The sequence below is a fragment of the Candidatus Aquicultor sp. genome, from assembly GCA_036504445.1.
In the GTDB taxonomy this organism is placed as follows: domain Bacteria; phylum Actinomycetota; class Aquicultoria; order Aquicultorales; family Aquicultoraceae; genus DASXVE01.
Genome location: DASXVE010000030.1, coordinates 22,130 through 44,842, shown reverse-complemented (window position 1 = coordinate 44,842; position 22,713 = coordinate 22,130). Strand labels below are relative to the sequence as shown.

The window sequence follows — 22,713 nt, the reverse complement described above, 5'->3', positions numbered from 1 at the left end:
CACATGTTCACATTAGCCGGTGTTTTTTTATGGGTTTATGTGAACGCATGCAAGCCAGCCTGCACACGATGTGCGGGCAATTTTAATTAATGCGGCGCACGACTCTAGTGGGTGGGATGCAACAAGATGCTCATCTGCCTGAGTCGTTGTGTGCGTAAAAGGTGAGTTTTCGATGGCAGATTATGATGTCATCATTATCGGCAGCGGCCCGGCCGGCATTTTTGCCGCACTTGAGCTCTCCAAAGACGGAGGGCCGCGCGTGCTTATCATTGAAAAAGGGCCTGACATTAAGAAACGTAAGTGCCCGGAGCGTAAAACCGGTAGATGCGCACACTGTGTGCCGTGCCGTATTACCTCCGGTTGGGGCGGTGCCGGTGCGTTTAGCGATGGCAAACTGACGCTCTCAACAGGTGTCGGCGGTTGGCTTGGCGAGTACGTTGGCGTGGGTGAGCTTGAAAATCTCATAGAGTATGCGGATGGCGTCTACCGTGAGTTCGGCGCACCGGCTGAGGTGTACGGCACCGATGACGAGAAGATCCGCGAATTGCAGCGCCGCGCAGTACAAGCGGATATGCGACTCATACCGCAACGGGTGCGCCACATCGGTTCAGACCGTGCACTCGATATCCTGAAGCTGATGAAGGATCGCCTTGAATCGCACATCGATATCATGACCGGCACAAAAGTCACCCACATACTCACGGATGATGTGCGGGTTAACGGGGTTCAAATCGATGACGGAACGCAGATTTTAGCCGATTACGTTATCGTTGCTCCGGGCCGGGAAGGCGCGGACTGGCTTAACAAAGAAGCCCGCCGCCTGGGTTTGCAGCCCGCTAATAATGCGGTTGACATCGGTGTTCGGGTAGAGCTCCCGGAGGTTATTATGGAGCCGCTAACGCGCGACACCTACGAGCCGAAGCTCATCTACACGTCAAAGCGATTCCAGGATCAGGTACGCACATTTTGCGTGTGCCCCTATGGCGTTGTGGCATCAGAGTCAACCGATGGCATCGTCACGGTAAACGGTCACAGCTACGCCGAGAAAAAGACCGAGAATACGAATTTTGCGCTGCTGGTAAGCACAGTTTTCACCGAACCGTTTAATGAGCCGATTGGCTACGGCAAGTACATCGCTCGCTTGGCAAATCTTCTCGGGGACGGTATTATTGTGCAGCGGCTTGGCGACCTGCTCGACGGGCGCCGTTCAACACCGGAACGCATTGCACGGGGTACCACAGTACCCACATTTGTCGATGCGACGCCGGGCGATCTGAGTTTTGTGTTGCCTTACCGGTATATATCTGATATTACTGAGATGCTCTCTGCACTCGATACGCTCGCGCCGGGGGTTAACTCGAGAAACACATTACTCTATGGTGTCGAGGTTAAGTTTTATTCATCGCGCCTCAAGCTGTCGCACACGCTTGAGAGTGAAATAGATAATCTCTACGCGATTGGTGACGGCGCCGGCATTACACGGGGGCTTATGCAGTCCTCGGCCAGCGGAGTAGTCGCCGCTCGTTCAATTATACGTTCACTAGCCGGGAGGAAATAATGCCTGCAACAGTTATCATCGGGACGCAATGGGGAGATGAGGGAAAAGGTAAAGTAACCGACCTCTTAGCCCGCGACATGGATATGGTCGTTCGCTATCAGGGCGGTCATAACGCCGGGCATACCATTATCGCCGATGGCCATGAGCTTAAGCTCCATCTCCTGCCATCGGGTGTCCTGTTCCCGCACATTCAATCGGTGATCGCATCGGGGCTGGTTATCGACCCCAAAGCGCTGATTACGGAGCTCGATCAACTCAAAAGTATCGGCCTAAGCGAACCGAACCTTATTATCAGCGGCAATGCGCACCTGATCATGCCGTATCACCGGGTGCTCGACCAGGCCTCCGAGCTCGTGCTCGGTAAATCAAAGATCGGCACAACCGGCCTAGGTATCGGTCCGGCGTACTCCGATAAGGCGGCGCGGGTTGGTTTGCGCATGCAAGATCTACTCGATATGAAGATCTTTCGCACGAAACTCGATATGGCGCTCGAGCTTAAGAACCAGATAATCACCAAGGTCTACGGCTTAGAGCCACTGGACGCAAAGGCAATTGCAGATGAATACCATGCCTATGCCGAGCGGCTGCAAGGCTTGATCGGGGACACGGTATGGGCGATCAATACCGCTCTCGGAGAAGGCAAAAACGTATTGTTTGAAGGTGCGCAGGGCACGATGCTTGATTTGGATTACGGTACGTACCCGTTTGTGACGTCGTCATCCCCCATAGCCGGTGGCGCGTGTGTCGGCGCGGGCGTGAGCCCCACGCAGATCACGCGGATTATCGGCATCACCAAAGCTTACACCACGCGCGTCGGATCTGGACCATTTCCGACGGAACTCGTGGATGAAACCGGCGAGTGTATGCGCAAAGAGGGCTACGAGTACGGTACGACTACGGGGCGGGCGCGCCGTTGCGGCTGGTTCGACGGCATGGTTCTTAAATACTCTGCCGCAATTAGCGGCCTTACCGATATTGCGCTGACCAAACTCGATGTGCTCTCGCATTTTCCAACGATTAAGGTATGCGTCGGCTATGAGTTCGAGGGCGAGGTATACGACCATATGCCATATCACCAGACGGTGTTTCATAAGTGCACACCGATTTACGAGGAGCATGAGGGGTGGCAGACCGATATCACCGGAGCCACGTCGTTTGAACAGCTCCCGAAGGCGGCACAGAACTATGTTAACCGTTTACAAGAAATCATCGGCGTGCCGATCACCTTCATTTCAGTCGGCCCCGATAGGAACCAGACGATTTTAGCAAAAGGCTCGTTTGTAAAAGGTTAGCGATTGGCAGCTGCTTAACAGACAATTATTACATAGAGCAATTCACTTTTGCCCTGGCAGGGATGCCAGGGCTTTTCCTATCAAAAATAATTGTTGGCATTTATGAGGTATACTCCGGGTACTTACGGCAGATCTACAAGCGGCATCTTGGCGACGATAATCAGGCGTGTTGCCGCACTAAAGCGTGGGTTGCACGTGGATAGTGTGAGAGTTTTATCGCTGGCCGGTTCGATAACGCTTAGATCCGTAGGCACGACCACTTTCTGTTCCTGCACGTAGTAGGTAAAACGCTCTCTATCACGATTGTAGACATGGATAGGATCACCGGACTTCAGCTCGTTAATATAGTAAAACGGGTGGCTGTGGGTCACGCGGTGTCCCGAAATAACCATGTTGCCGACATCGCCCGGCCATGCGGTTTCTTCCATGTGCCCAGGACCAAGGGCGAGCGCTGCATCGTCAACACCTTGAACAACGATAGCATCGAGATTAATCTTTGGAATTTCAATACGGGCAAACGGCGATAGGTGCGCTACGGCTTTGTGATGCACGGTGGTGCGCAACCCCAACCCCTGAGCCTTTTCACGGTTAAGCCGCTTTTGTGCTAGGTCCGGTGTTTCTATCCTCTCCGGTAGCTGCTTAGTTGCTGTGCGTTTATGTGCCGTCGGTGTTTCGAGGATACATGGAGGGATGATACCGACGCGCATGGTGGATGAGGTGGTCGGCTGTTTGGAATGGCGCTCCATCGTATTCCACTCATCGGAGAGGCGTTTTTGGCTGATGATCGAGGAGAGGTCGGTGGAAAACAGCATCGTAAGAATGAGCGCTCCCGTCGCGATCAGCGACAGTCCCGATATGCGAAGTACTACCCTATTTTTGTTCTGAATCGCCATCGCAGCTCCCAGCGCTCTATTTTCTGCTAAGCACTACAATATCTTCCTTATTGAACCTTTCGCTAAACCCGGCCGCTGCTAAGCGCGCAAAGATAAGCTGCTGTTGATCCGGCAGATTCCGCTTATCGACTATTACATATTCGATCGATTGTACCGATGCCGGGTGCTCACCTTGAACGCCCCAGTTCTGCACGGCAAACGGGTTCGGAAACTCATAAATGCGCTCCCGATGCGCGAGGTGAGGTACGAGGTAATACTGGGCGCTTACCACCGCATTGCTTGGGATTTTTGCCACCGCAGCTTCGATTGTCGCTCGCCGCTCGTTGGAAAGGTTCCAGTAGCCTTTTGCGAAGTTTTGCGAAAGCGGGGATGGGCTGACAAGAATATTTGCCACCAGCGCTGCCGCCAAAACGCCGATAGCGCTCATTCGCATGGTCGTTTCGGATAGGTCGAGTTTCTTAAAAGCGGCAATGCTGGCGGCAAATACAAACGGAATAATGGCTGCCGCGTAGTGATATTGAATCGAGTCCATATAGCCTTGCTGGCTGACCAAGTTTGAAAATAGCGTAGGTGAACAGACTGCAAAGAGCCCGATTGCAACCAATGGTAGAAAGAGAACCGGTGCAAGAAGCTGCGTAAGGTAGGTAAGTTTGCTTCCTTGCGTCACCGTGGAGAGGAGCAACCCGGGATGGGTGATCGAATTCATCACAACCTCGGTTGGTGTTTGCCCGAAACGCGAGAAGTTTTCAATGTAGAAAAAACCGGCGCCGTTAAAAAGCGGTAAAATCAATTTCAACCCGATGACAAACCAGACAACCGCAACGGCCGACGTGGCGATACCGGCTTTGCGATTATAGCGCAGTGCGATATAAATACCCATGAGCGCTACGACGAGCGCCATATCCTCTTTTGTAAGCAACGCGATACCGGCAGCTATAGAGAACCACAGGTAGCGTGATTGGTTGGCGAAGTACAACGCAAACAGCAAGCTCGGCGCAGCAAAGCTCTCCGGATGAAACTGATCGAAATTAACCCATTGAAGTGCCGGGTATAGCAAATACGATACTGCAATCGAGAGTGCGAGCGCAGCATTTTTAAGCCTCGCTCGGGCTAGTAGAAATACGGGAACCGCCCCCAACGCGAGCGCAATTGTCTGCAGAATTAGAAGCAACCTGGCATCGGCCCAAACCTTATAGAGAGGGGCGATAAGAAGCAGAATCAGCGAGAGATGATCGCCAAAGAGGTGGAGCCCGCGGACGGTTATAAATGGCGCTGCCCCTTGGCTTAAGAGCCACACTCCCTGGTCGAAGATACCAAGGTCAAAGCCAAACGAACCGAAGTTTTGATGGTTAATTACAGTAAGATATGAGTATACGACTATATATAAGCCGATAAAACTACCGAGTATCGCATAGAGCCAGCGTTCGTTAAGCGAGTCAAACCAACCGGTAGCAGCAAGCACCATATCCACCGGTCGTCTGGTTATAGCTGCTTGAACCCGGCCCCCGCCATCATGGTCACAGTCACTGTCATCTGCTGCATCATTGCTGTCAGCACTACCGGTTGCCTTATCACCGTTATCCGCAGTCCGGCTTTCGCCGGCATTAGTAGCGCGGTGTGTACCCCGGCCCCCGCGAGTGGTGCGGTTGCGTAGGCGGCGCAGTTTCGATACGGGCGCGTTGATGAGGAGCCACGGCAGTGACACCAACGCGTTCCCGGAAAGCGTTGTGTCGGCATCGATTACTGCCAGCTGCCTACCCTCAACGTCGGAAAAGCGCACCATGTACGCTTCAATCGAAAGCTCGAACCTGCGCCAGGCAAGTGATGTTCGAGCCGCTTCCGTATAGCCTGGCGTGAGCATAATGAGCCGCTGGTCGCAATTAAATTTCCAATGCTGCAATGCATGTTTTAGTGAAAAAGTTTCCTGGTGCATCAGGGCTAATTCTTGGGCGTCTATTCCTTTTGCTGCAAAGTATCCTTTGGCTATCGAATTGAGCTCGGCCGCGTCCATATTCCGCAAGTTCCATGCATGCTCTGCGGCGGCAATAGCATGAGCCTTCGTACATGTTTGCTGTGCTATCGCCAGCACAACGAGGGAACCTTCACGGTCAAGTGCGTACAGGCCGTGCAGTGCCCCGTCTTCCCATTCGCCGAAGCCGAGCAGACGTTCCGGCAAAATTCCGTCGTGCATTGCCAGCTGGTCAACAAGCCAGTCGGCGGCAATATTATCAGGCCATCCTATGTCGGGCAATTTTTCAAGCGAGCCGTTGCGAACGGTAAACCACGTCATCTACGCATAGCTCCCTTCCGACCTATCCTCGGGGATATCCGACGGCATTTCATCCACATCGGTCGGCACTTCGCTTTCAGCGCCGTTGCGCTGAGTACGCCATGCGAAAATGCGCCTGCTTGCAAACACAAAGCCGTAGATCACAACAAATGTCCAGGCAGCATCCGAAATCAGCGCCCCGGCGGTATCGGCAAACGTTGTGCCGTAGTAGAGGCGAACATGCTGCTGCCGGGGGACAACCATCATAACCGACGGAGAAGCGAGGTACGGCCCGTCGGCGCCTTCAACTTTCCAATTCGGAAAATACGAGATCTTTATTATATGCGGAACACCAATACGATTGGTGTTGAACTCGAGCGTGTTGTCGGTGAGTTTGACACCGGAAACTGTGCCGACAGCTTCCGCCTCCAGCGGAAGGCTCCCTTTTAAATTACTCCGCACTGTTTTATATGTTGTAGCAAGCGATTCTGCCTGAGTTTTGTCGATTAACGGCATATCGAGTAGATCGGGGCGGGCGTACCAGGCAAGCGCGGTGTCGCGCCAGTTGTTCGTCTTTACGAGCACCGGTTTAAACCGGGGAATCGTCACATAGCCGTCGGTTTGTACTTTATAGAGCGAGTACTTCATATCGGTATCGGGCACCGAAAACTTCTTAAGCAACGTAAGGTGCGGATTTTTATCGGCGCTTTTCTTAACTACATCCGAGATGGCGAGAAAGTAGCCGATATTTAAGAGCTGCATGTGCCGAACGCCCTTATCGACATCGAGCAGGGGATAGTCAACGCCAAGGATTGCATAGCTCGGTTCCTTTGAAAGCTCGGCCTGGTTAACGAAGTGAAACGGCGCCGTATACGATGCCTCCATGAGCGTACCTTCCATGGTGGGATGGTTTGCGAAATACGGCAGCAATTCGAACGCACGGGGCGTGCCGAACGCATCGATCTTCTGCGAATGCTCGACCATGACGCGGCCCGGCGGCAAGCTTTTAATGTACTGGTTGATCCGGTTAAAGCTCGACCAGTGCGCCTTGCCCTCAAAGCCCGAGTAGTTCCATTTTATCCACGTAGCCGCAACGCCGGTTGAACTATAAATATTGGCGGCCAGCAGTGCAATGGCCGCAATTGCCACGACGTACTCAGCATAACGCCTGGGCAGGCCGGTAAAATCGTGGAAGAGATAGGCGAGCGCGCGCCGTAAAAACCATACACCGTATGCCGCCCACACAAAGACGAAAAAGTAGAAATACGGCAACACCCTTCCGTTCCACAGGCGCCCCGGCGGTAGCATAAAAAAAAGCGCACCGGTAACGGCTAGCGCCCATACAAACAAGAACGTGCGCTTATCGTGCCGCGCCAGCGCGCCGATGACACCGATGATTGTTAGTATGAGAAACGGCCGGATCGGGGGCGGCAATATCTCGTTGATACCGCTCAATTGATCCCACTGCATGTGCGCGGTGTAGCCGATGTTCGCGGCAAACGGAATCGCCCAGAGCGCACTCAAAGCAAATCCCAGCGCAAACACACCGGCGAGGATCGCATACCGTTTCAGATTCCAGCGATATAGCAGGTAATATGACGAGATAATTATTACCACCATGGTGGTAACGACGTGCGAGAGCGCAACCAGACCGAGCGTAACCGCGGTAGACACACGGAATTTTTCATCGGTGACGTCGCGGTAAAGAAGCGCCATGAACAGGATCGACAGCGCGAAGCTGAGTGAAAAGTTGAATTCACCTGCAAGCGTTGAGAGTATGTTTGCGCCGTAGATCGAAAAACTTTCCATAAACAGAAACGGGAGCGTAAAAGCGGCGGCGATAATCGGCAGCGGGAACTTGAATTTAAGCGCTCGAAATGCACCGTAGGTTGCCGGTGGTAGTAAAAATATGCCAAGCACCGTTCCCAGCTTAAACGCTATTTGATATTTGACCACCGTGCTGAAAAGCGCGATGAATAGAAATCCGAGCGGGAAGTAGAAGGTGAGCATTGGAAACCCCGCGTACCATCCGGGCGACCATCCGGTTATCCGTCCCTGCGGTAGCAGGTTGTGAATAAGATAGCTTGCGACATAATGGTGTGCGCCGGTATCCCCACCGGCCGTTGTCGTCGCAGAGAGCATGAGATCTGGCTTGAAAAAGGATAAAAGCACGGCGTAAATGGCGATAAATCCGAGTGCTGTTACCAGGCGCTCGAACAGAGCACGCCGCGCCGTGTTAACCGGTTGCTTTATTTCGTTCTCCTCCCGTATGGATCGTGTGTATTAGCGTTCTTTCCACAGGTAGTAACGTAGTAATCCTAGCCCAACAACGGTTCGCGGGATTCGCTTGAATATGCTCGATCTTGCCGGACGCCTCTCTTCGACAGTGATTGGAAGCTCTTTTATGGCCAGGCCGCTCCTCTCTGCGCGAATAATGAGTTCTGTATCGAATAAATCCTTGGCAAGTTGCGTGCGCTCGATAACAGGCAATACCGTATCCGTTCGAAATGCTTTTATACCGTGCGTTTCAGTTGTTTTCGTGCTAAAGGCCATCCTTATTACCTTACTGAAGCTGCGCGTGATAAGCTTGCGAAATATGCTTCGCCGGTCGTCCGTCCCCGGCGCAAGCTTTGAAGCAATCACGATATCATATGATTCGAGCAGCGGAAGCGCCTCCCGCAAGAAATCGATGCTGTAGTAATCTACATCAAAGATGATGGTGTACGGCGCCCGCGCGGCCAGCATCCCAGCCCGCATCGCCCGCCCGTAATCCGCATGGTCGATAGAGAGAACGCGCACACCATCGTACTCTTCCTTGAGCGCCCGGGCGATACCGATCGTGTTATCGGTGCTGCCGTTTTCGCACAGGATGAGTTCATATGCGACATCGGTGGTGTGCAGCTGAGCGCAAATATCGGGGATTGCAGTTGGGAGAAATCCCTCTTCGTTATAGACCGGTATCACAATCGATATAATCGGCTGTTCAAGGCTACCCTGCACAGGCGCAACCTCTTCTTTCGCCGCGTAATTTCTCATAGCGTTGTTCCTTTTTTAATAACGCGCCCCTTTGCACCGCGCCTCCCGGCAGTTCTTGAGTACCCGGTCGTTACCGAGAGCATCAAGAGTATTGCCATTGCCAGATAGGGTTTAACATCTATACCGAGATCAAACGGCTTCGCTGTATTCGGGTTTTCAACTTGTTCGCCTGCCACCGCAACCTGCTTTTTTGTTTCACTTGTCGTTGTAGTTGAACTCACGCTCGCAGGCATTGCATCGGTGCGTTTTTTGGTGCGCTCGGTCGTTGTCGTGCTTGTGCTGCTTGTCGCTGAAGCGCCGCCTCTCGTGTTTGCCCCGTTCTGCTTTGTTGCTTGATGCCCTGGTGAATATACCTGATCAGCGCCGCCATTGTTAGTCGCGGTTTTCTCGGTGGTTGTCGTCGGTTTGGGTTTTTGCGGGATGTTATAAACTGTCTCCGGTGGAGTCAGTTTTACACCGGAGCCCGTATCGGTGTCGGCATATGCGGTTTGGGCACACGCCAGGCATATGCCAAAGAGCGTAATTGCAATAAGCGATATCGCGGTTTTTATCACATTTAACCTCACGAATGTACAGTACTTCTCTTATTATAGCAGCTTCGTAAGAATTCTACCCCTTCTTAGTGCTTTTTTAACTGCTCAACTAGTGCTTTTTTAGTAAGCCCGCATGTTCTCGCTAAGCCCGCGAACCTGCTTTTATTGCAGCTAGGAGCGGTTTTTCGTACAATTAGTGGGTGTGAACCACATCCGAAGACAAATCGGCACCTTATTTGATTGCCAAAATTGTCGCATCTTTTGCGTGAGCGAGCAATGCATAAAAACCGAACAAAGGAGACGTGAGACGTTGAAAATACTGGTTATCGGCAGTGGTGGGCGAGAACACGCCCTGGTATGGAAACTCAAACAAAGCCCGCAGGTCGAACGAATTTTTTGCATACCGGGTAACGGTGGTATCGTCCAGGATGCCGAGTGCGTCAAAATCGATATCAATGACCTCGACGCACTTGCCGGTTTTGCCCAGGACCAGGCGGTCGGCCTAACAGTAGTCGGCCCCGAAGCCCCGCTTGTCGCCGGCATCGCCGATATATTTATGCGCCGGGGGTTGAAGGTCTTCGGTCCAAGCGCGAAAGCGGCACAGCTGGAGGGCAGCAAAGGGTTTGCTAAAGAGATCATGAAAAAATACGGCATCCCGACCGGGGACGCCATGCTCTTTAACGATTACGGCCGTGCGGTTGCTTACCTTGAAACGTTTCCCGCTCCGTACGTCATCAAAGCCGACGGTCTGGCCGCGGGCAAAGGCGTCATCATAGCGCCGGACATGGACGCGGCGCGCGCTGCGGTTCGCAGCTGCCTGGTCGAGCGCGCGTTTGGCCCGGCGGGTCAAACCGTTCTCATCGAGGAGCATCTCTCGGGTCAAGAGCTCTCAGTGCTGGCCTTTAGCGACGGTAAGGATGTAATTCCGATGGCGCCGGCGCAGGATTATAAGCGGGCGTTCGATAACGATGAAGGCCCCAATACCGGCGGTATGGGTTCGTATTCGCCGGTGCCGGTTGTGACACCGGGGCTCTATAAAAAGATAGTTGAAACAATCCTTCGCCCGACTATACGGGGCATGGCTGCCGAAGGTATCGAGTATAAAGGTATCCTTTATGCCGGTTTAATGCTGACCGATTCCGGCCCGAAAGTTATCGAGTTTAACGTGCGCTTCGGTGATCCGGAAACCCAGGCGATTCTACCGCGCCTCAAGAGCGATTTGCTTGAGCCGATGCTCGCCGTAGCGAACAGCGACCTCTCCGGTGTTACGTTAACCTGGACCAAAGATGTGTGCGTGTCGGTTGTTCTTGCATCCGGCGGTTATCCCGGTGACTATAGCACCGGATATGAAATCAACGGTCTTGAAGAAGCGGCTACCGTGCCGGGAGTGCAGGTATTTCATGCGGGCACGCGCTTGAATGATAGCGGCGATATAGTAACCAGCGGCGGTCGTGTGATGAATGTGAGCGCAATCGGCGCTGATTTTAAAGAAGCGAGGGACAGGGCATATGCTGCGGTAGAAAAAATTCACTTTGACGGGATTCACTACCGAAACGACATTGCGCTTCGCGCTGTCGAGGCTTAAGGCTGGCTAAATTTCCAAGGAAGAAGGCTTAAAGACATGATAGAACGGTATTCGTTTCCACGCATGCGGGATATCTGGAGTTTACAGAACAAATTTGAAACCTGGTTGCAGATCGAGATCCTCGCAACCGAAGCGCATGTGCAGCTGGGCATCGTGCCGCAGGAGGCGCTCGACGAGATTAGGGTAAAAGCCGCGTTTTCCGTCGACCGCATCGAAGCCATCGAGGCCGAGGTGCACCATGACGTCATCGCGTTCACGACCAATTTAGCTGAAAACATCGGCCCGGCCTCGCGCTATGTGCATTACGGCTTGACCTCTTCTGATGTTGTCGACACCGGTCTTTCGGTACTGATGCGCGACGCTATCGATATCCTCATAGACGACGTTCGCGAGGTGCTTGGCGTTCTGAAAACGCAGGCGTTTAAATATCGCGACGTAGTCAGCGTGGGGCGCACGCACGGCATCCATGCCGAGCCGATGAGCTTCGGTCTCAAATTTGCCAACTGGGCATTTGAGATGCATCGCAACCTAAACCGTCTCGAGCGCGCCAAAGCGGTAATTTCAGTCGGCAAGCTCTCAGGGGCAGTCGGTACCTATTCGAACATCGACCCGTTTGTCGAGGAGTACGTGTGCGAACGTCTCGGCTTGACGCCCGCACCGGTGTCCACCCAGGTGCTCCAGCGCGACCGGCACGCCGAATACATGAGCGCGTTTGCCATTACCGCGGCGACAATCGAAAAAATTGCGGTTGAGCTGAGGGGTTTGCAAAAGACCGATACACGTGAGGTCGAAGAGCCGTTTGCCGTGGGGCAAAAAGGGTCGTCGGCGATGCCGCATAAACGCAACCCGATTATCGGCGAGCGTCTGACCGGTTTAGCCCGCGTTATTCGCGGTAACAGCGTTGCCGCGCTTGAAGACGTAGCGCTTTGGCACGAGCGCGACATCAGCCATTCATCCGTCGAGCGCGTCATCATCCCGGACAGCACCACGCTTCTTGATTACATGTTGAACAAGCTCAAATGGCTGCTCGAAGGGCTCCTGGTCTATCCGGAGAATATGCAGCAAAATATGGACCGCACCGGCGGGTTGATCTTCTCATCGCGCGTGCTTCTCGCGCTCGTCGAGAAGGGGCTTGCCAGGGAAGAAGCCTATGCAATCGTGCAGCGAAACGCCATGGCTACATGGCGCGGTGAGGGCGACTTAAAAATCCTCCTCAAGAACGACCCCGAAGCTACGAAGCTCTTAAGTGATAGAGAACTCGATGAACTCTTTGATGTTGCCTACTTCCTACGAAATGTCGGCATCATATACGATCGCTTAGAGAAGTTGGAAGTATAGCCTTAGGTATCGGTGGTGGTTCTAATAGGCGGACATATGTCCGCCTATTAGTTTAATACTTTGGAACACGTTACATTAACCGGCCATCCTACGCGGCTTGCCCCCCCGGCTTTCCTTCATTCTCTTGTTTCGACCGCTCGGCGCCGGGTTCCTCTTCCGCCTTGAGCTCTTCATCGATATGCGCAACCGCACGGTTAACGATGCTTTCCGGAAGCGGGAATTCTAAGCCCGCCGCTATAAGCGGGTTATGCGCCGGCTGCTTGGACGATTCAACCTCCGGCGGCTCCGGCGGCGGCGATTCCATAGCCGCCGGATATGATAGCGTCACATCTTCCACCAGCACATGCGTCTCGCTCGCCTTCCAAAATTCCTCGACCTCGTCTTTAAGGTCCGGGTCATCAAGCGAATCATACGTTGGAAAATCCCAAAGCTGGTCTAACAGCACGTTAACGTGCACGGTTTTATTGCTCGCGTCGATATTCATCCGCCCAAGCGGAACAATCAGCTTTTTGCCGCTGAACATGGTGGCGATATTGCCCCCGCTAACGAGGATATAATCGGCCATTGTATTATCACTTGCGTCTACCAGAAGATCATCAACCGTACCGATAAACTTGCCGGCGCTGTCGAATGCTTGGTAGCCACGTAAATCGGCAATCTGCGGCGCAACACGCATCTCTGCCTCTATATAGCTGAAGCGTTTGAACGACATAGCGTTCACCCCCACTAGCTCATAATTCCGTTACTAAGAGCATACCCGCAGTCGCCCACATCAAACGAAAATCTCCAAAATGGTCGGTTTGGGCTTAACGCACGTTTACGAACGCGGCCCTCTTATGAGGGCCGCGTTCGCTATTGCTGACCCAGGAGCTGCCATGCTCCCGGCATATAACCTGGCTTGCCGAATATATCCACAGCTCATGCTGCTCGCATAGAAAACTTGCATATTAATCTTGTAAATTTTACCAGTTTGTTGTACTATTAACGCTAGATTGATATGAGTAAGAAAGATAAAAACGAATACCAGCAACTGCAGCTTATTGACAGCGATTACTACGATTCAGGCAAACAACAGATTGAGCGTGAAATTGTCAGGCAAGTAACCCTGAGGATGCTCTTGCTGGTCGCTCTTATAGTGCCGGTTGTGGCCTGTACCACCTGGTACATTGCTACCCGGCCGGTGACAAACCAGGTAAAAATATCGACCGCACAAAAAACAGCCCAACTTGCGCCAAAACAAGACGCGATACGCAAGCGGGTCTCTTCAATAGAAGCAACGAGTACGGTAAAGACCCCCGTCGCGACAACGATCACGACGCTCGATCAGGCCGCAGCCGATAAGAGCAACGCAGATACCGTGATTCTTATCGGGTTAGGCAATATGGCCCTGAGCGGCAAAGTCGGCGACCTGGTGATAAGCAGCGGTCCGGAAGCCCCCGTCTCAGCCGTAAAGCAGATACTGCAAACCGGCGATGTCATCGCTGGTAGTCTGCAATCACCGTTTTCAGCGTCGGCACAAGCATCGACCGGCAACTACTCCTTATACGGTCTGCCTGAGGCGGCTAAGGGTATGAGGGCTGCCGGCATTAACGTAGTATCTCTGGCCAACAGCGAGATTATGTCGTTCGGCCAGCAAGGTCTCTTTAGTACGACCAAGCTTCTTGAGCAGTACGGCATTACGCATGCGGGCGCCGGTTCGAACCTGAACCAGGCATATACCTGCAAAGTGCTCGAGATAAAAGGCAAGAGAATTGCATTTCTGGCATTCTCACCGCTTACACCAGCTGAAAGCGGCGCAACGCTTAAAACAACCGGTATAGCTGCCGACCTAAAGTGGCGTTACCTTAAGCCCATCATCCAAGCGGCTGCAAATCATAGTGACTATCTCGTACTGCTTTGTGACTGGGGTGGCGAATATGATAGTGCTGTCCGGGATTACCAGCGCACTATCGCAAAGAGAGCCATCGATGCCGGGGCCGATATCATTATTGGCGGGCACCCGCACACCATGCAAGGCATCGAGCTCTACAACGGCAAGTTTATAGCCTACAGCCCTGGCGACTTTGTCTACGCCCCAGCGAAGAAATCATACCGCGATGCCTTTATCATCAAGCTTAAGCTTGCACAGGGCAGGCTTGCAGGTGCCGAAGTCATGCCGATTGTCGTGGACCCATCCGGAAAACCTACACCGGCGACCGGCTGCACGGCGAAAGAAATTCTCACGAAACTGCAGGGCCTCTCGGCGCCGTTCGGCACAATCGTCAGTATCAGCGGGGATAAAGCCCAGGTCACCTGAAGTAAGACTGCCGCACAGGCACAACGGTAAAGCCGGGAGCTTTACAAGATACACGAACTCACGCCCTGCCGCTTCTGCGGCGGGGCTTCTTAATACCTCAATAATAGGCACCAACTGCGGCTTATGGCAATTTATACACCTTGATGGAATAGCCGATATAAGCGACCGGTTTGTAGTGCTCAAGCCACTGGTACTTATGCCGGGCGATCCCGACCGAGTAATCCGTCACCGATACCGCAAACCATCCGCGGGGCCGACCTTTCTGTTGGGGCTTCCATAACGTTACCTTGTCGCCGAAATAGTAACTCGGGACGCAGCCGCCGAAGTAATCCAGTGTAAAGTGCTCGATATTATTACGATCGACGTAGGTCTTTAGGCGTCGTAAATCTTGCCCCCAGTCCACATTCGCGTCGGTAATCAGCGTGCCGCCTTTTATCGGCCCGACAAGCTCGTTAAAGTATGAAACGTAGTATGGGGAGATTCGCATGCACGTCACGATTTGCCAGAGCGCCAGCCCTACTATGACGGTGTTGAGGAGAACCGCCTTGATGCTCAGGTTGTTAATGCCCGGCTTAGTCGCCCACGCACCAAGGTTGGCAAGACTCCGCTTAACCGAGCTGGTGCTCGTATTGCCGATGCCGGGCGCGACCGCGCTGTTGTGCGTTATATCGGTTCTGAACAACAGGGCGATTTTTCCGGCATACACATAGAACAGCGGGTAGATGGGCAGGAGATAGCGTGAGCCCAGATTCAAATTGCCGATTAAGGCCGCTAAAGCGAAGATAACAAAACCGCTAACAAGAGTTGCTTCACCCGTAGGGCTTTTAGTTTTGATACGCCTGCCGAACACAATCAGCCCGAGTATTAACAATAGTGTTGGGATCGTACTTTTCAGCGTGAATGCAATCGGATAATACCAGCGGTAGGTAGGCCGCAATTGTCCAAGGATAAAAACGTCGTGGCCGCCGGTAACATGGCGCTGCACCATCGATATCCCCAGCAGATAGTACGGAATAGGTCTGAGTACCGAATCGTTAAGCCAGTGCGCAGAAAGCGGGCTGTTGCCGCCTGTTTTAAGTTCGATAACCGATCGCTGGGTATAGGTCGAGAAATGCAGCATATTGATGGAATAGACGCCGTAAAAAACGATAAACGCGATAAGCAGGATACTAACGAACGATAGTGTGTAATATCGCAGCCGCGACCGGACAAACGCGCGACCGGCCGCCCCCCCGATGCCCGGTACGTCGTCGACCGCTGCCGCTCCAACAGACATTGGTACCCCAGGGCGCTCCATATAACCTCGTTTTGCTGAATAGATCGCGAGCACTATATATATGGGAATTAAGAGCGGTGCGGAAAACTTGGTAACGAAAGCGATGCCGCACGTAATGCCCGCAATTACTAGGCGCATCGGCGAAGGCTTAAGTAAGAACTTCCAGACGAAGTAGAGATTGATAAGGATTGCCGCCGAGATAGCGGCATCCTGGGTGATAAAGTGCCCGTGCGCCCGGATATTCGGATCAAAGGCAAACAGAATGAGCGAGAATAATCCGGCAAATGCACCGCTGAGATGCTTTGACCACACAAATACAAAAACGCCCATAAGAATGGTGATCGCAATTATTACCAAACGTCCCCGGAAGAGAATCGCATCTGCATCATTACCGCTGCCAAAGAGGAATTTGTAGCCCTGATCGTATTCTAACGAGATATGCCGGTAGAAAAACGAAAACGGGTAATGCACCGGCAAGGTGGAAATAGCGAGCCCAACCAGGTCTTTAACCAAAGGCGGATGCTCGGGGTTGAGACGATAATCGAGCGTCTTCACGTAGGTATAGGCTGCAACTGCATGTACCGGTTCGTCCATCGTTGCCGAGTCCTGGCTTGCCGCATACAGCATCGAACCAAGCATAAGCGTAAGGATGATTGCCGCAATAACATACGGTACCGATGCTTTAATCCTGTTAGTGTTTCCTGATGTAGTAGACTTTATGTTCATCCGAACTTACTTTCGCAAGCGCCTGTGAATTCTTAACAGGCTGACAAACATCTCGTGTGCGTCGCTGATCGGGTGCACGGTCGAAGCTTCGCTATCGAGCCAGCGAACCGGTACCTCGCGAATCTTGCACCCCTGGTTTCTAGCCCTCAACAGTAACTCGACATCGAACGCAAAGCGCTCGGTTTCCTGATTGGCGAAGAGCGAACGGGCGGTGTCCCCGCGAAGGCACTTAAAGCCGCACTGCGTGTCGGAAATACCGGGTAGCGCGATTGCACGCACCATGAAATTAAACATCCTGCCCATCGTCCGGCGGGCAAAACTTTGCGGCACGTCGATTTGGGATTCGGGCAACGCTCGCGAGCCGAACGCGACATCGGTACCGCCCTGGCACATGGCCAATAGCTTTTCGGTTTCCTCGATAGGGGTGGAGAGGTCGGCATCTGAAATCAACACAAACTGCCCGTGCGATGCGAGAACACCCCGTTTTACGGCATATCCTTTGCCGTGGTTGGGCGAATACGTAACGAGGTCAATGTTACCCAGATCCTTCGCCAAGCGTTTAGCTAAAAACGGTGTTCCATCAGCGCTTCCATCATCGACTACGATAATCTCGAAGCGCTGGGGGCGGGAGGCGAAATATGCGTGCACGTGCCGTAATGTGCGCTCCAAGCGCGCTTCCTCGTTATAAGCCGGGATGATAATTGATATATACGCAGTATCGTCCCAGTGCCGGAATTGTTCCAGAACTGCTGCCGAATTTACCATGGAGAGTATGTTCCCTGTGAGGTAAAATTGAAACGTTTATCGTTCACGGCGCAACCGGTACTCAACTCCCTCTAAACATCTGCTAAAATCCGACACACCTTTAAATATTTGTGCATAAAATCATTCGATATTAGATATTTATTATAGAAAACCGGTTAATACTACCAAGTCTATAGACTTGGTAGTATTTTATGTCTACCATTTTAGCGGTATTAGTGGCGTATCATGAGCGGGGCAAGGAAACTGCAAAAGCCTCGGTAGCAACATTTTGTTAACTAAGGTCATACCCCGGTTCGCGGCACGTGCAAGCACAGGTGAAAAACATCCAGTAGTTGCTATAATAGATTTGTAATCAGTGCAACTTACAGGTAATATGAATTTGTGAATAAAACACCCTTAGGGGCTAAGCCAGAGGTGACCAATTGGTACAAAAGCTTGATCAGATTCACGAGGGAAAGGCAAAGAAGGTTTTTGCAACCGACGATGCCGGCGCGATCATCCACCAGTTTAAAGATGATGCGACTGCCTTTGACGGCAAAAAGAAAGGCCAAATCAGTGGAAAGGGCTCGGTTAACGCACAGATATCGGCAGCCCTTTTTCAGCTTCTTGAGAATGAGGGAGTGCGCACGCACTACCGCGAGCTTCTTGACGAGCGTAATCTGCTCACCGACCGGCTCGATATGCTCATGGTCGAGGTTGTTGTGCGCAACGTCGCCGCGGGGAGTCTCGCTAAGCGTATCGGCTACGAGGAGGGCACACCCTTAAAGAAGACCATCGTCGAGTTTTACTACAAACGCGATGATTTAGGTGACCCGATTATCAACGAAGATCATATTGAAGAGCTCGGTATTGCTACCAAAGCGCAGGTTGAAGAGATGCGCTCGGCCGCATTAACTATCAATAAAACATTGAAGCGTTTCTTTGGTGAGCTCGGCTTAACGCTGATCGATTACAAGCTCGAGTTCGGCGCAAAAGACGGTCTGCTCTATTTAGGTGACGAGATTTCGCCGGATACCTGCCGCTTGTGGGATAAAGAAACCGGCGAAAAGATGGACAAAGATCGTTTCCGCCGTGACCTCGGTAAGGTCGAGGAAGCCTACCAGGAGGTTCTCGCACGCGTGCAGGGAACAACATCCAAAGAGGGTGGCAACTGGTAGATGTCGCGTGTTGAAGTCGTTTTAAAACCCGGCATCGTAGATGCGCGCGGCAACTCGGTGAAAAAACAAGTCATCGAGGATTTGCATATTCCCGTTGGATCAGTCCGCGTTATCGATGTCTACACCATTCATAAAGCGCTGAGCGCCGATCAGGTCGATCGGATAGCGTGCGACCTTTTGACCGATCCCATAATTCAAGAGTATCGCGTTACTAGTGAAGTTAACCCGGTTACCAACACGATTCGCCGTGATATAGCCGCGTATGCGCCGTTTGATGCGGCGATCGAGGTCGGCTACAAACCGGGCGTTACCGATAACGTCGGTGTGACCACCGTTGAGGGTATCGAAGACATGCTCGGGGTAAAATTTGCCTCCTGCGAATCGGTGCATACCTCGCGACTCTACCTCTTCGAAGGCGATATTTCGGTCGAGCAAGCGCAACATATAACGATCGGTCTTCTTGCCAATCCGCTGATTGAGGAATACGAGATTGACCTTAACAGAGTTGAGTACAAAGGACGTGTTCGGCTTGGTCTGAACATGAAGGGCGGTACTGCCATGCTACACGATGGCGGACCCACGACCGACGACACCGCGGTGATGCAGTTGGCTGCGGCTACACAGCCCGTGCCGGCGGCAACAGGTGCTACGACTCCGACGAGTCGCATCAACGTTGCTGAGGTCGACCTTGATGTCTCCGATGATGAGCTCATCGAGATCAGTACCAAGGGCGTGCTCAGCTTGAACCTCGAAGAGATGCGCCTGATCCGCGACTACTTCAAGGACGAGCGTGTGCTTGGAGAGCGCGCGAAGATGGGCTTAGGCCCCCGGCCGACCGACGTCGAGCTTGAGATGCTCGCACAAACCTGGTCGGAGCACTGCAAGCACAAGATTTTTAACGCATTAATCGATTACACCGAGGACGGCAAGCGGGAACGCATCGCCAGCCTCTTTAAAACCTATATCAGAAAAGCAACCGAGGAAATCGGCAAAGAGAAAGGCTGGCTGGTGTCGGTCTTTGTCGATAATGCCGGCGTCGTCGAATTCGACGATGAGTACAATATGGTGTTTAAGGTGGAGACGCACAATCACCCGTCTGCGCTCGACCCGTACGGCGGTGCGGTGACCGGTATTGTGGGCGTCAACCGCGACCCGATGGGAACCGGTATCGGCTCCGACCTTATCTTTAACACCGATGTGTTCTGTTTCGGGCCGCCCGACTTCCCCTATGAGAAGCTTCCGCAAACCGTGCTTCACCCCAAGCGCATCTTTAAAGGCGTGCGCAAAGGCGTGGAAGACGGCGGTAATAAAATCGGTATTCCAACAGTAAACGGCGCCATCCTCTTCGATGAGGCGTACGTATATAATCCGCTCGTTTACTGCGGTACCGGTGGGTTTATGCCGAAGGTGGTAAACGGCAAGCCGTCGCATGAAAAGGAAGTAAAACCGGGTGATTTGATCGTGATGGTGGGGGGAAGAATCGGCAAAGACGGCATCCACGGAGCGACGTTTTCATCCGTTGCCCTCGATGAGGATACGTCGAGCTCGGCTGTACAGATCGGCGCGCCGATCGTACAGCGCAAGATGCAGGATGCGCTTGCTGAGGCACGCGCGGCAAACCTCTACCGGGCGATAACCGATAACGGCGCCGGGGGCCTGTCGTCGAGCGTTGGCGAGATGAGCGAGTTTTCCGGCGGCTGCGAGGTCGACCTGGAAAAAGCGCCGACCAAGTATCCGGGTCTTGCGCCGTGGGAGCTCTGGGTGTCGGAATCGCAGGAGCGCATGACGGTAGCAGTAGCGCCTGAAACAATCGAAGGTTTCTTGGATTTATGCCGGCGCCGCGATGTTGAGGCGACGGTTATAGGTAAGTTTACCGATAGTGGGAAAGTCCACATCAAATACGATGGGAAAACGGTTCTGTATCTAGAGAGCGAATTCGTCCATGAAGGTCTGCCGGGCTTGCAGCTAAAAGCCGAGTGGCGGCCGGTATTTGAGGCGGAGCCGGATATAGCTGCCGCGGGCACCGACGCAACCGGTGATCTAAAACGTATTCTTGGTGCTTTTAACGTGTGCAGCAAGGAGTGGGTAATTCGCCAGTACGACCATGAGGTGCAGGGAGCGAGCGTTGTTAAGCCGCTGACCGGCGCATATAACGATGGGCCGGCCGACGCCGCGGTTATCCGCCCGCGCGGCAGTTCAAAACGCGGCATCGCGGTGTCAAACGGCATCAATCCCAAATACGGCGAAATCGATACCTACTGGATGGCGGCTTCCGCCATCGATGAGGCGATTAGAAACATAGTCGCGGTGGGTGGCGATCCCGACCACATCGCGATTTTAGATAATTTCTGTTGGGGTAACCCGATTCTTTCAGATACCAATCCGGACGGCGACCACAAACTCGCCCAGCTTGTCCGCGCGGCTAAAGGCTGCTACGACACAGCCGTAGGCTTAGGGACACCGTTTATTTCAGGTAAAGATAGTTTCCATAACGAGTACAAGCTCGGAGATAATACAATTGCAATTCCGCCGACACTGCTTATCTCGGCGATCGGCATTGTGCCCGATGTCGAGCGTGCGGTTACGATGGATGCCAAGCGTGCCGGCGATTTAGTCTACATGCTGGGCACGACGCACGATGAGCTCGGCGGTTCGCACTACTATGTGCTGCATGGGGCTAAAGGCGCGAACGTGCCGCAGGTCGATGTACAAGCCGCGCTTGGACTGTACCGGGCGCTCCATAGTGCTATTCAAAACGGCCTCGTAGCATCGGCTCACGATTGCTCGGAGGGCGGAATTGCCGTTGCCGCTGCTGAGAGCGCATTTGCCGGCGGGCTCGGAATGGCGCTGGATATGAAGCAGGTGCCGGCCGACGGTGATTTGGATGTGCAGAAGGTGCTCTTCTCCGAATCGAACAGTCGCTTTATCGTAACGATTGCGCCTTCGATGGCGGCCGAGTTTGAGGCGATGATGGGTAGTGTGCCGTGCGCAAAAATCGGCTACGTTACGGCCATCGGTCGTTTTACGGTAGCACACGGCGCCACCACACTGATCAACGCAGGCATTGATGAACTTAAAGAGGCGTGGAAAGCGCCCCTTCGGTGGTGATGGATGATGAGTGAAAAACCAAGAGTAATCGTACTGCTAGCCGCCGGTATTAACCGCGACCGCGACGCTCAGGATGCATTTGAGCTCGCCGGTGCGGATGCCGAGCGCGTGCACCTACATGATATCGCAGACGGTATAAAGCGCCTGAGAGATTATCAGATTCTGATGCTGCCCGGCGGCTTTTCCTTTGGTGACGACATCGCCTCGGGTAAAGTGCTGGCAAACAAGCTGAAATATAAGCTAAAAGACGAACTGTTAGAATTTATTGCCGACGGCAAGCTCATCCTCGGCGTGTGCAACGGCTTTCAAGTTATGGTAAAGCTCGGTATCTTGCCTGGATTTGACGGCAATTACATGCAGCAAGACGTCACGCTTACCAACAACGACTCCGGCAAGTTCGAGGATCGCTGGGTAAATCTTAAGGTTAATCCTACTTCGAAGTGCATCTTTACCAAAGGGATCGAGAAACCGGTTTATGTGCCGATTTGTCACGGCGAGGGCAAGTTTATCCCGCGTGACGACGCGGCGCTTAAACGTCTTAACGATAACGGCCAGGTAGTTGTTCGTTATGTCGATAAGGACGGCGAGTTTGGCGACTATCCGGTTAATCCAAATGGGTCGGTCGAGCACATTGCCGGAATATGTGATGAGACCGGGCGCATTTTCGGGATGATGCCGCACCCGGAAAACTATATCCGGCGCACGCAGCACCCGCGCTGGACCCGCGAGAACCTGCCCGATGAGGGTGACGGCCTTGTGATATTTAAAAACGCGGTCGATTATGTAAAGCGTAATTTGTAGGCACACATTGCGAGTACACACGCGGGTGCTTACAACCATACATAATGTGCGTTAAGCTTATTAATGCTTACAATATATTC

16 protein-coding genes are annotated in these 22,713 nt (G+C 53.0%); 8 read left to right on the top strand and 8 right to left on the bottom strand.

Annotation, left to right across the window (positions count from 1 at the left end; genetic code table 11):
- Positions 1 to 172: 172 nt before the first annotated feature.
- Both VGK02_10420 and VGK02_10415 read left to right on the top strand, forming a co-directional pair.
- Positions 173 to 1,558 carry an NAD(P)/FAD-dependent oxidoreductase gene (locus tag VGK02_10420; GenBank protein ID HEY3375460.1) on the top strand — a complete coding sequence of 462 codons (1,386 nt, stop codon included), beginning with the start codon at positions 173 to 175 and terminating at the stop codon, positions 1,556 to 1,558.
- Positions 1,558 to 2,850: an adenylosuccinate synthase gene (locus VGK02_10415; GenBank protein HEY3375459.1), complete on the top strand. Its 1,293-nt coding sequence runs from the start codon at positions 1,558 to 1,560 to the stop codon at positions 2,848 to 2,850. Before VGK02_10420 ends, VGK02_10415 begins: the two co-directional genes overlap by 1 nt.
- A 122-nt stretch (positions 2,851 to 2,972) precedes the next feature.
- Here the strand turns inward: VGK02_10415 and VGK02_10410 are convergent, their stop codons facing one another.
- From VGK02_10410 to VGK02_10390, 5 genes are all read right to left on the bottom strand, one after another.
- Entirely contained in the window at positions 2,973 to 3,743 is a 771-nt protein-coding gene (locus tag VGK02_10410; GenBank protein HEY3375458.1) for a class E sortase, read from the bottom strand.
- 16 nt (positions 3,744 to 3,759) lie between these two features.
- The gene (locus VGK02_10405; GenBank protein HEY3375457.1) at positions 3,760 to 6,033 is read right to left on the bottom strand and encodes a DUF2079 domain-containing protein; all 2,274 of its coding nucleotides are present in this window, start codon (positions 6,031 to 6,033) and stop codon (positions 3,760 to 3,762) included.
- Positions 6,034 to 8,154, bottom strand: coding sequence for a 6-pyruvoyl-tetrahydropterin synthase-related protein (locus VGK02_10400; protein ID HEY3375456.1), 2,121 nt, complete (start codon positions 8,152 to 8,154; stop codon positions 6,034 to 6,036).
- A gap of 141 nt (positions 8,155 to 8,295) precedes the next feature.
- The gene (locus VGK02_10395) at positions 8,296 to 9,048 is read right to left on the bottom strand and encodes a glycosyltransferase family 2 protein (protein ID HEY3375455.1); all 753 of its coding nucleotides are present in this window, start codon (positions 9,046 to 9,048) and stop codon (positions 8,296 to 8,298) included.
- A complete protein-coding gene (locus tag VGK02_10390) occupies positions 9,045 to 9,602 on the bottom strand; it encodes a hypothetical protein (GenBank protein HEY3375454.1) in 558 nt (185 codons plus the stop codon). The genes VGK02_10395 and VGK02_10390 overlap by 4 nt, the downstream gene beginning before the upstream one ends.
- Before the next feature lie 289 nt (positions 9,603 to 9,891).
- On the opposite strand from VGK02_10390, the gene purD reads away from it, so the two are divergent.
- Positions 9,892 to 11,166: a phosphoribosylamine--glycine ligase gene (purD, locus tag VGK02_10385; GenBank protein ID HEY3375453.1), complete on the top strand. Its 1,275-nt coding sequence runs from the start codon at positions 9,892 to 9,894 to the stop codon at positions 11,164 to 11,166.
- A 36-nt stretch (positions 11,167 to 11,202) separates the two neighbouring features.
- Entirely contained in the window at positions 11,203 to 12,504 is a 1,302-nt protein-coding gene (gene purB / locus VGK02_10380) for an adenylosuccinate lyase (GenBank protein HEY3375452.1), read from the top strand.
- 88 nt (positions 12,505 to 12,592) lie between these two features.
- Here the strand turns inward: purB and VGK02_10375 are convergent, their stop codons facing one another.
- Positions 12,593 to 13,216: a PRC-barrel domain-containing protein gene (locus VGK02_10375; protein HEY3375451.1), complete on the bottom strand. Its 624-nt coding sequence runs from the start codon at positions 13,214 to 13,216 to the stop codon at positions 12,593 to 12,595.
- Positions 13,217 to 13,501: 285 nt separating this feature from the next.
- On the opposite strand from VGK02_10375, the gene VGK02_10370 reads away from it, so the two are divergent.
- Positions 13,502 to 14,800 (top strand): CapA family protein, encoded by a 1,299-nt coding sequence (locus VGK02_10370; protein ID HEY3375450.1) that lies wholly within the window; start codon positions 13,502 to 13,504, stop codon positions 14,798 to 14,800.
- A 121-nt stretch (positions 14,801 to 14,921) separates the two neighbouring features.
- On the opposite strand, the gene VGK02_10365 is transcribed toward VGK02_10370, so the two are convergent.
- On the bottom strand, positions 14,922 to 16,802 hold the full coding sequence (locus VGK02_10365; GenBank protein ID HEY3375449.1) for a glycosyltransferase family 39 protein: 1,881 nt from the start codon (positions 16,800 to 16,802) through the stop codon (positions 14,922 to 14,924).
- A 6-nt stretch (positions 16,803 to 16,808) separates the two neighbouring features.
- Entirely contained in the window at positions 16,809 to 17,567 is a 759-nt protein-coding gene (locus VGK02_10360) for a dolichyl-phosphate beta-glucosyltransferase (GenBank protein ID HEY3375448.1), read from the bottom strand.
- A gap of 422 nt (positions 17,568 to 17,989) precedes the next feature.
- Between VGK02_10360 and purC the strand changes: the two genes are divergently transcribed.
- Genes purC through purQ form a run of 3 tightly spaced genes read left to right on the top strand, consistent with a single transcriptional unit; the run spans position 17,990 to position 22,633 of the window.
- Positions 17,990 to 18,724, top strand: a complete 735-nt coding sequence (gene purC, locus VGK02_10355; GenBank protein ID HEY3375447.1) for a phosphoribosylaminoimidazolesuccinocarboxamide synthase — start codon at positions 17,990 to 17,992, stop codon at positions 18,722 to 18,724.
- Complete coding sequence (gene purL, locus VGK02_10350) at positions 18,725 to 21,832, top strand: phosphoribosylformylglycinamidine synthase subunit PurL (protein ID HEY3375446.1); 3,108 nt, start codon at positions 18,725 to 18,727, stop codon at positions 21,830 to 21,832.
- A 3-nt stretch (positions 21,833 to 21,835) separates the two neighbouring features.
- The gene (purQ, locus tag VGK02_10345; protein ID HEY3375445.1) at positions 21,836 to 22,633 is read left to right on the top strand and encodes a phosphoribosylformylglycinamidine synthase I; all 798 of its coding nucleotides are present in this window, start codon (positions 21,836 to 21,838) and stop codon (positions 22,631 to 22,633) included.
- Positions 22,634 to 22,713: the final 80 nt, after the last annotated feature.

Bases quoted from the DNA above. Each gene is read 5' to 3' on its own strand.
- VGK02_10370 (HEY3375450.1), top strand. From the start codon at position 13,502: ATGAGTAAGAAAGATAAAAACGAATACCAGCAACTGCAGCTTATTGAC.
- VGK02_10360 (HEY3375448.1), bottom strand. From the start codon at position 17,567: ATGGTAAATTCGGCAGCAGTTCTGGAACAATTCCGGCACTGGGACGAT.
- VGK02_10405 (HEY3375457.1), bottom strand. From the start codon at position 6,033: ATGACGTGGTTTACCGTTCGCAACGGCTCGCTTGAAAAATTGCCCGAC.
- purL (HEY3375446.1), top strand. From the start codon at position 18,725: ATGTCGCGTGTTGAAGTCGTTTTAAAACCCGGCATCGTAGATGCGCGC.
- VGK02_10400 (HEY3375456.1), bottom strand. From the start codon at position 8,154: ATGCTCTCTGCGACGACAACGGCCGGTGGGGATACCGGCGCACACCAT.
- purB (HEY3375452.1), top strand. From the start codon at position 11,203: ATGATAGAACGGTATTCGTTTCCACGCATGCGGGATATCTGGAGTTTA.
- VGK02_10415 (HEY3375459.1), top strand. From the start codon at position 1,558: ATGCCTGCAACAGTTATCATCGGGACGCAATGGGGAGATGAGGGAAAA.
- purQ (HEY3375445.1), top strand. From the start codon at position 21,836: ATGATGAGTGAAAAACCAAGAGTAATCGTACTGCTAGCCGCCGGTATT.
- VGK02_10420 (HEY3375460.1), top strand. From the start codon at position 173: ATGGCAGATTATGATGTCATCATTATCGGCAGCGGCCCGGCCGGCATT.
- VGK02_10410 (HEY3375458.1), bottom strand. From the start codon at position 3,743: ATGGCGATTCAGAACAAAAATAGGGTAGTACTTCGCATATCGGGACTG.
- VGK02_10375 (HEY3375451.1), bottom strand. From the start codon at position 13,216: ATGTCGTTCAAACGCTTCAGCTATATAGAGGCAGAGATGCGTGTTGCG.
- VGK02_10365 (HEY3375449.1), bottom strand. From the start codon at position 16,802: ATGAACATAAAGTCTACTACATCAGGAAACACTAACAGGATTAAAGCA.
- VGK02_10395 (HEY3375455.1), bottom strand. From the start codon at position 9,048: ATGAGAAATTACGCGGCGAAAGAAGAGGTTGCGCCTGTGCAGGGTAGC.